General features: G+C 71.4%; 7 protein-coding genes. 5 read left to right on the forward strand and 2 right to left on the reverse strand.

The genetic code is table 11. The features are described from left to right. Both CR938_RS12970 and CR938_RS12975 read right to left on the reverse strand, forming a co-directional pair. Window positions 1–530, reverse strand: a 530-nt coding sequence (locus CR938_RS12970; protein ID WP_162125405.1) for an IS5 family transposase, incomplete at its 3' end; no start/stop codon positions are given. Between the two features lie 112 nt (window positions 531–642). Next, the gene (locus tag CR938_RS12975; protein ID WP_162125406.1) at window positions 643–2118 is read right to left on the reverse strand and encodes a class II fumarate hydratase; all 1476 of its coding nucleotides are present in this window, start codon (window positions 2116–2118) and stop codon (window positions 643–645) included. 188 nt (window positions 2119–2306) lie between these two features. On the opposite strand from CR938_RS12975, the gene purB reads away from it, so the two are divergent. From purB to CR938_RS13000, 5 genes are all read left to right on the forward strand, one after another. Beyond that, window positions 2307–3674 carry an adenylosuccinate lyase gene (gene purB, locus CR938_RS12980; protein ID WP_162125407.1) on the forward strand — a complete coding sequence of 456 codons (1368 nt, stop codon included), beginning with the start codon at window positions 2307–2309 and terminating at the stop codon, window positions 3672–3674. A gap of 220 nt (window positions 3675–3894) precedes the next feature. Next, window positions 3895–5157 carry a cupin domain-containing protein gene (locus tag CR938_RS12985; protein WP_162125408.1) on the forward strand — a complete coding sequence of 421 codons (1263 nt, stop codon included), beginning with the start codon at window positions 3895–3897 and terminating at the stop codon, window positions 5155–5157. Next, window positions 5154–6053, forward strand: coding sequence for a GNAT family N-acetyltransferase (locus tag CR938_RS12990; RefSeq protein WP_162125409.1), 900 nt, complete (start codon window positions 5154–5156; stop codon window positions 6051–6053). The genes CR938_RS12985 and CR938_RS12990 overlap by 4 nt, the downstream gene beginning before the upstream one ends. Before the next feature lie 127 nt (window positions 6054–6180). Then, complete coding sequence (locus tag CR938_RS12995) at window positions 6181–9009, forward strand: 2-oxoglutarate dehydrogenase E1 component (protein ID WP_162125410.1); 2829 nt, start codon at window positions 6181–6183, stop codon at window positions 9007–9009. A 35-nt stretch (window positions 9010–9044) separates the two neighbouring features. Then, window positions 9045–9400 (forward strand): biotin/lipoyl-containing protein (locus tag CR938_RS13000; protein WP_211365240.1); only part of this gene is annotated, 356 nt, incomplete at its 3' end.

A 9400-nucleotide genomic window follows, 5' to 3' on the forward strand; every position in this document is an offset into this window, starting at 1 on the left:
GCGTTGCGATGCCCACCACCCGGTGGGTCCTTCGGCGTCCCATCCTTGGGACGGAAGCTCTTGTGCGAGGCCCACGCCTGCAGCAGCGTGCCGTCGACCGAGAAATGCTCGTCCGACATCAGGCCCCGCTTTTCCGCCAACCGCACCACCTCGGCCAGAAACTCGCTCGCCACCTCCTTTCCGTTCAAACGATCCCGGTTCTTCGAGAACACGGAGTGATCCCAGACCGGCTCGTCGATCGCGATACCGACGAACCAGCGGAACAGCAGGTTGTAGTGGAGCTGCTCCATCAGCATCCGCTCGCTCCGGATCGAGTAGAACAGCTGCAGCAGCTGCGCCCGCATCAGTTTCTCCGGCGCGATGGAGGCGCGGCCGGTATCGGCGTACAGCGCCGAAAACAGGCCGCTCATGCGCCTGAGCGCCTCATCGGCCAGCTCCCGAATGGATCGAAGCGGATGGTTCGCCGGGACGAAGTCGGCGAGCTTGGCGACCGTGAACAACGATTCCTGAGTGACGTCTGCACCGCGCATCCCACGCCCTCCACTATGGCTGAGGTCGATATCGCAAACAGAGGGCTTGAAAGCAAGCTCTGGCGCGGGAGAATTTCAACAAGCTGCTAGGCGGCCGCCCCGGCGGCGGTGCTCATCCGCCGCCGCCCGGCTTGCCGTGGATGCCGCCGCGCGCCAGCAGCGCCGGGTCCAGCAGCGGCCGCAGGGTCTTCTCCGGCAGGCCGGTGACCTCCATCGCCACCTCCAGCACCGGCCGCCCCTCGCGGTAGGCCTGCTTGGCGATGGCCGCACCCTTCTCGTAGCCGATCACCGGGTTGAGCGCGGTGACCAGGATCGGGTTGCGGTCCAGCGCGCGCCTGACCACGTCGGTGCGCACCTTCAGCCCGGCGATGCAGCGGTCGGCCAGCAGGCGCGAGACATTGGCCAGCAGCTGGATGGAGTCCAGCAGGTTGGCCGCGATCAGCGGCAGGGTCACGTTGAGCTGGAAGTTGCCGCTCTGCCCGGCTACGGTGATCGCGGTGTGGTGGCCGATCACCTGCGCGCAGGCCATCACCGTGGCCTCCGGGATCACCGGGTTGACCTTGCCCGGCATGATCGAGCTGCCCGGCTGCAGCGCCGGCAGCTCGATCTCGCCCAGCCCGGCCAGCGGCCCGGAGTTCATCCAGCGCAGGTCGTTGGCGATCTTGATCAGCGCCACCGCCAGGGCATTGAGCTGGCCGGACAGCTCCACCGCGTCGTCCTGCGAGGCCAGGCCCTCGAACTTGTCCGGCGCGCTCTCGAAGCGGGTGCCGGCCAGCGCGGACAGCGCCCGGGCCGCGCGCGCGCCGAAGCGCGGATCGGCGTTGATGCCGGTGCCGATGGCGGTGCCGCCCAGTGGCAGGCGGCGCAGGCGCCTGAGCGCGTCCTCCAGCCGGCCTTCGGCGGACTTCAGCTGCGAGGCCCAGGCGCCGAACTCCTGGGCGAAGGTCAGCGGCATGGCGTCCATCAGGTGGGTGCGGCCGGTCTTGACCACGCGGCCCAGCGAACGGGCGCGCCTGTCGATGGTGCGGCGCAGGTGGCGCAGCGCCGGCAGCAGGTCCTCCACCACCGCCAGCTGCGCGGCCACGCGGATGGCGGTGGGCACCACGTCGTTGGAGCTCTGCCCCAGGTTGACGTGGTCGTTGGGATGCACCGCACGCCGGCCGGCGCGGCCGGAACGGTTGGCCAGGTTGGCGATCACCTCGTTGGCGTTCATGTTGGACGAGGTGCCCGAACCGGTCTGGTAGATGTCCACCGGAAAGTGGGCGTCGTGACGCCCCTCGGCCACCTCCAGCGCGGCGGCGCGGATGGCCGCGGCCAGGTTCTTCGGCAACAGGCCCAGGCCGGCGTTGACCTCGGCCGCGGCGGCCTTGACCAGGCCCAGGGCACGGATGAAGCCGCGCGGCATCGGCCGCCCCGAGACCGGGAAGTTCTGCACGGCGCGCTGGGTCTGCGCGCCCCACAGGGCGTCGGCGGGGACCTGCAGCTCGCCCATGCTGTCGTGCTCGGTGCGGGTGCGCGGGGCCGGCGCGGCGGTACCCGGCCGCTTCGGCGGGGCCTTGGCGCGGGAACGGATGGGGGATGGACTCATGGGCCGTCTCCGGCGTGGCGGGGATGGACCCGAGCATACCGCCGGGCGCGCGGGGCGCCGTTCCACGCCGTGGCACGCTCGGCTCCGCCCACCTTCCCCCCCCGGGGGCCCGGGAACGGCAGCCCGCCCGGCACGGCCCGGGCCCACGGCTTAAACTATGCGGCTCCCGTCCCCGCACGCCGCCTTCCATGCCGGAATCCGCCCTCCTCGCCATCTCCCCGCTCGACGGCCGCTACGCCGGCAAGGTCGACGCGCTGCGCCCGATCTTCTCCGAATTCGGCCTGATCCACGCCCGCGTGCGGGTCGAGGTCGAATGGCTGCTGGCCCTGGCCGCCGAGCCGGCCATCGCCGAGCTGGCGCCGTTCTCCGCGGCCGCCCAGGCGCGCCTGCGCGCCCTGGCCGACGGCTTCTCCGTGGCCGACGCGGCCCGGGTCAAGGAGATCGAGCGCACCACCAACCACGACGTCAAGGCGGTCGAGTACTTCATCAAGGAGCGCCTGCGCGATGACGCCGAGCTGGGCCCGGCCCTGGAGTTCGTGCACTTCGCCTGCACCAGCGAGGACATCAACAACCTGTCCTACGCGCTGATGCTGCGCCAGGCCCGCGACACGGTCCTGCTGCCGGCGCTGGACGGCATCCTCTCCAGCCTGCGCGCCCTGGCCCACGAGCAGGCCGGCCAGCCCATGCTCTCGCGCACCCACGGCCAGACCGCCTCGCCCACCACCCTGGGCAAGGAGATCGCCAACGTGGTGGCGCGCCTGGAGCGGCAGCGCGCGCAGATCGCCGCGGTGCAGCTGACCGGCAAGATCAACGGCGCGGTGGGCAACTACAACGCCCACGCCATCGCCTACCCCGAGCTGGACTGGCCGGCCTTCGCCCGCCGCTTCGTCGAGGGCCTGGGCCTGCCGTTCAACCCCTACACCACCCAGATCGAGCCGCACGACAACATCGCCGAGCTGGGCGACGCGGTGCGCCGCGCCAACACCATCCTGATCGACCTGGCACGCGACATCTGGGGCTACATCTCGCTGGGCTACTTCCGGCAGAAGCTCAAGGAAGGCGAGGTCGGCTCCTCGACCATGCCGCACAAGGTCAACCCGATCGACTTCGAGAACGCCGAGGGCAACCTCGGCCTGGCCAACGCCCTGTTCGAGCACTTCTCGGCCAAGCTGCCGATCAGCCGCTGGCAGCGCGACCTGACCGACTCCACCGTGCTGCGCGCCCTGGGCACCGCCTTCGGCCACACCCAGGTGGCGCTGGACGCGCTGGCCCGCGGCCTGGGCAAGCTGCAGGTCAACCCGCAGCGCCTGCAGGCCGACCTGGACGCGTCCTGGGAAGTGCTGGCCGAGGCCGTGCAGACGGTGATGCGCCGCCACGGCCTGCCCAATCCCTACGAGCAGCTCAAGGCCCTGACCCGCGGCCAGGGCATCGACGCGGAGGCCATGCGCGCCTTCATCCAGTCCCTGGACCTGCCGGCCGAGGCGCGCCAGCGCCTGCTCGAGCTGACCCCGGCCACCTACACCGGCCTGGCCGAGCGCCTGGCCCGCGCCATCTGACCCCGCAGCGGCCGGCCCCGGTGGCCGGCCGTCCCCACGCCGGCCCCTGGGCGCCTTGACCCTGCTCAAGGCCGCCCCCTGCCCCTGCGCTATCCTGCCCCGCAATGCCCTGCCCGCGGCCGGAGCCGCACGTGTGGCCCCGGGGCCGCACGGCGTGTGCGCCCGCCGCGTGGGCCACGGCCCGTGCCCGGCCCGCACGCGGCCACGACGAGACCGCCCGATGACCACCAAGCGCCCCACCCGCAAGACCACCGCCCGCGCCCCGAGCGCCCTGCCGTTCGAGATCGATGCCACCGGCCACGGCCCGCTGGGCATGGAACCGGAGCGCTTCCTGCGCCACTACTGGCAGAAGCGGCCGCTGCTGATCCGCAACGCCTTCCCCCGCTTCCAGACCCCGGTCGCCCCGGAGGACCTGGCCGGCCTGGCCTGCGAAGACGGGGCCCTGGCCCGCATCATCAGCCACGACCGCGCCGGCGACCGCTGGACCCTGCGCACCGGCCCGTTCGCCGAGGAGGACTTCCCCGGCATGCCCGACCACGACTGGACCCTGCTGGTGCAGGACGTGGACAAGTGGGACCCGGACGTGCGCGCCCTGCTGGAGCACTTCCGCTTCCTGCCGCGCTGGCGCATTGACGACATCATGATCTCCTTCGCCGCCACCGGCGGCTCGGTCGGCGCGCACGTGGACCAGTACGACGTGTTCCTGCTGCAGGCCCACGGCCAGCGCCGCTGGCTGATCGACGCCTCGGTGGCCATGGGCCGCCCGGCGCCGGACCTGGCCTTCCGCGACGACGCCGAGATCAAGCTGCTGCGCCGCTTCGAACCCACCCACGACTGGGTGCTGGATCCGGGCGACATGCTCTACCTGCCGCCGAACGTGCCCCACCACGGCATCGCGGTGAACCCGTGCCTGACCTTCAGCGTGGGCATGCGCGCGCCCTCCTCGGCCGAACTGATCACCGACTGGCTGGACGCGCTGGTGGCCGAGGCCGACGAGGACATCCGCTACCACGACGAGGACCTGGCCGCCCCGCGCGACCCGTACGAGATCGACGCCGAGGCCATGCGCCGGGTGGTGGAGGCGCTCAACGCCCTGCGCATGAACGACCCCGACCGCCTGGGCGACTGGTTCGGCCGCTTCATCACCACCTACCGCGCCGCCGGCGACATCGTCCCGCCGGCCGAGCCGCGCCCGCGCATCGAGGTCGAGTGGGACCTGTCGCAGGGCGCGGCGCTGGTGCGCCCCCCCTGGTCGCGCACCGCCTGGCGGCGCAGCCGGCGCGGGGCCAGCCTGTACTGCAGCGGCATGGTGCTGCCGGTGCCGGTGCGCGACGCCGCGCGCCTGGCGGCCGCCGACCGCCTGGACGGCCGCGGCTATGCCGCCCTGTCCGAGCCCGGCCGCGACGCGGTCTACGCCCTGTACCAGGCCGGCCACTTCCTGCTGGAGACCGCGGACCCGGACGCGGAGGACGAACCGGCATGAGCTTCCGCGTCGCCCCGGCCGACTACGCCCGCGAGCACGCCGAGCTGCACGCGATACGCGAGGTGGTGTTCATCCGCGAACAGGGCGTGCCCGCCGGACTGGAGCGCGATGCCCTGGACCCGCTGAGCTACCACGTGGCCGCCCGCGACGCCGAGGGCCGCGTGGTGGGCACCGCGCGGCTGACCCCGGAGCGGCGGATCGGCCGCATGGCGGTGCTGCCCGGCCTGCGCGGCCGGGGCATCGGCGAGTCGCTGCTGGAGGCGCTGCTGGAGGAGGCCCGCCGCCGCGGCTGGCCCCAGGTCGAGCTGCACGCCCAGCTCCACGCCCTGCCGTTCTACGCCCGCGCTGGCTTCATTCCCACCGGCCCGGTGTTCCTGGAGGCCGGGATCGAGCACCGGCGCATGCGCCTGGCCCTGTCCGGCACCTGCCCGGTGGAGGACGCCGGGGCGGCGGCCGCGGCGCTGGTGGGCCTGGCCGCCCGCGCCCGCCGCGAGCTGGGCCTGTACACCCGGGCCCTGGACTCGGGGCTGCTGGACCGGGCCGACGTGCTGGACGCCCTGCGCCGTTTCGCCGTGCGCCCCGGCCCACGCCGGGTGCGGGTGCTGCTGCAGGACGCCTTCGGCCCGCAGCAGGCCGGCGCCCCGCTGCTGCTGCTGGGCCAGCGCCTGCCCAGCGTGCTCGCCTTCCGCCAGGTGGACGACCCGGCCGACACCGAATACCCCTCGGCCTACGCCTTCAACGACGCCGGAGGCGCCTATTTCCGGCCGCTTGGCCACGCTTTCGAGGGCGATGCCGGCACCCACGACCCGGCCACGGCGCGCCGCCTGCGCCGGGAGTTCGACGAGGTCTGGGAGCGCAGCCGTCCCTGCAGCGAGTACCGCGTGCTGGGAGTGTGAACACAGGCCCGATACATCCCTTGGTCTAGGCCCCTTCCGCGCGCCCCTTCGCGCGCGGCAGGGTTATACTTTCGCGGCTGTCGTGCCCGCCCCCGCGGGCCGTCCTCCTCCCAGACGCGACCTCATCGTGGACAACCTACTCAAGCAGTTTGCGCAGTCTTCGCAACTCGGCAGCAACGCCGCCTACATCGAGGACCTGTACGAGCAGTACCTGGTCTCCCCCGACAGCGTAGATCCGAAGTGGAGAGCCTACTTCGACGGGTTCAAGGGCCGCGAGGCCGGTGACGTCCCCCATTCGGCCGTCATCGAACACGTCGCCCAGGCCGCCCGCCAGGCCGCCAACGCCGGGCCTGCCGCCACCACCGCCGGAGACGAACGCGAACGCAACGTCGGCCGTCTGATCACCGCCTACCGCTCGCGCGGCCACCTCGGCGCCAGGCTCGACCCGCTGGGCCTGACGCCGCCCATGAATCCGCCGGACCTGGGACTGGAGTTCCACAACCTGTCCGAGCGCGACCTGGACACCGAATTCAGCACCGGCGGCATCGCCGGCAAGCCGCGCATGAAGCTGCGCGACCTGCTCGCCCGCCTGAAGGCCACCTACACAGGCTCGATCGGCGCCGAGTTCATGCACATCCCCGAGGTGGAGCAGCGCCAGTGGCTCTACCAGCGCCTCGAGGCCGCCGGCGGCGACTACAGCCTCGACACCGACACCCGCAAGCGCATCCTGGAGCGCCTGACCGCCGCCGAGGGCCTGGAGCGCTACCTGCACACCAAGTACGTCGGCCAGAAGCGCTTCTCGCTCGAGGGCGGCGACTCCCTGATCCCGCTGCTGGACACCGTCATCCGCCAGGCCGGCATCGACCGCGTCAAGGACATCGTGATCGGCATGGCCCACCGCGGCCGCCTCAACGTCCTGGTCAACACCCTCGGCAAGAACCCGCGCAAGCTGTTCGACGAGTTCGAGGGCAAGTTCGAGCACGACGCCCGCGCCCACGCCGGCGACGTGAAGTACCACATGGGCTTCTCCGCCGACGTGGCCACCCCGGGCGCGCCGGTGCACCTGGCCCTGGCCTTCAACCCCTCGCACCTGGAGATCGTCGGCCCGGTGGTCGCCGGCTCGGCGCGCTCGCGCCAGGAGCGCCGCGGCGACGCCGAGCGCAAGCAGGTGCTGCCGGTCCTGATCCACGGCGACGCCGCCTTCGCCGGCCAGGGCGTGGTGATGGAGCTGTTCCAGATGTCGCAGGCGCGCGGCTTCGCCGTCGGCGGCACCGTCCACATCGTGGTCAACAACCAGGTGGGCTTCACCACCAGCCACAAGGAGGACGCCCGCTCCACGCTGTACTGCACCGACGTGGCCAAGATGGTCGCCGCGCCGGTGTTCCACGTGAACGCCGACGACCCTGAGGCGGTGGTGTTCGTGGCCAAGCTGGCCTACGAGTTCCGCCAGACCTTCAAGAAGGACGTGGTCATCGACCTGGTGTGCTACCGCCGCCACGGCCACAACGAGGCCGACGAGCCGGCGGCCACCCAGCCGCTGATGTACCAGGCCATCCGCAAGCACCCGACCACCCGCGAGCTGTACGCGGCCAAGCTGGAGAAGGAAGGCCTGGTCAGCGCCGACGAGGCCCGTGCCCTGGTGGACGGCTACCGCGCCAAGCTCGACGCCGGCGAGGTCACCACCGAGCTGTCGCCCTCCAAGCCGGAGGACTACGAGCTGACCATCGACTGGTCCAGGTACCTGTCGGGCAAGCTCTCCGACCCGGTCGACACCCGGGTCAGGAAGGGCACGCTGGTGCAGCTGGCCAAGATCATCAACACGATCCCGCAGGGCGTCACCCTGCACCCGCGCGTGGCCAAGATCTACGAGGACCGGCTGAAGATGACCGCCGGCGAGATGCCGTGCGACTGGGGCTTCGCCGAGAACCTGGCCTACGCGACCCTGCTGGCCGAGGGCCACGGCGTGCGCCTGGTCGGCCAGGACGCCGGCCGCGGCACCTTCTTCCACCGCCACGCCATCCTCCACGACCAGAAGACCGACGCGTACTACATCCCGCTGCGCCAGCTGGTCGACAGCCCCGAGCGCGCCACCATCATCGACTCGCTGCTGAGCGAGGAGGCGGTGATGGCGTTCGAGTACGGCTTCTCCACCGCCGACCCGAACACCCTGGACATCTGGGAGGCCCAGTTCGGCGACTTCGCCAACGGCGCCCAGGTGGTGATCGACCAGTTCATCGCCGCCGGCGAGGCCAAGTGGGGCCGCATCTCCGGCCTGACCCTGCTGCTGCCGCACGGCTACGAGGGCCAGGGTCCGGAGCACAGCTCGGCGCGCCTGGAGCGCTTCCTGCAGCTGTGCGCGCTGGAGAACATGCTGGTGTGCGTGCCCACCACTCCGGCCCAGGCGTTCCACATGCTGCGCCGGCAGATGAAGATGACCACGCGCAAGCCGCTGGTGGTGATGAGCCCGAAGTCGCTGCTGCGCCACAAGCTGGCCGTCTCCACCCTGGACGAGCTGGCCGACGGCGAGTTCCAGCTCCTGATCCCGGACCGCGAGGCCGACCCGAAGAAGGTCAAGCGCGTGGTGCTGTGCTCGGGCAAGGTCTACTACGACCTGCTGGAGGACGCGCAGAAGCGCGGCCAGGACGACGTGGCGCTGATCCGCGTCGAGCAGCTGTACCCGTTCCCGCGCGAACTGCTGAGCGCCGAGCTCAAGCGCTACGGCAAGGCCAAGGACGTGGTCTGGTGCCAGGAAGAGCCGCAGAACCAGGGTGCCTGGTACCAGATCAAGCACCACCTGCAGGCCTGCCTGGCCGAGGGCCAGAACCTGCACTACGCCGGCCGCAGCCGCTCGCCGTCGCCCGCCGTCGGCCACTTCGCCGACCACGTCGCCGAGCAGCAGCAGCTGGTCGCCGACGCGCTGGTCAACCCGCTCGGCAACCAGATCGTCGCCGAATAACCGCCCACCGACAAGAAAAACATCAGGACGCCCTCATGGCCACCGAAGTCAAAGTTCCGGTTCTCCCCGAATCCGTCTCCGACGCCACCATCGCCACCTGGCACAAGAAGGCGGGCGACGCGGTCAAGCGCGACGAGAACCTCGTGGACCTGGAGACCGACAAGGTCGTGCTCGAAGTCCCCTCGCCGGTGGACGGCGTGCTCAAGGAGATCAAGTTCTCCGAGGGCGACACCGTGACCAGCCAGCAGGTGCTGGCGATCATCGAGGAAGGCGCGGTCGCCGCCGCCAACGCCCTGCAGCGCCACCCGATCATCAACGCCTCGGTGGACGGCGACGACATCATCTACCACGGCTATGCCGACATCTCGATCGCCGTGGCCACCGACAAGGG

It is taken from the genome of Pseudoxanthomonas taiwanensis (assembly GCF_010093135.1).
Classification (GTDB): Bacteria; Pseudomonadota; Gammaproteobacteria; order Xanthomonadales; family Xanthomonadaceae; genus Pseudoxanthomonas; species Pseudoxanthomonas taiwanensis.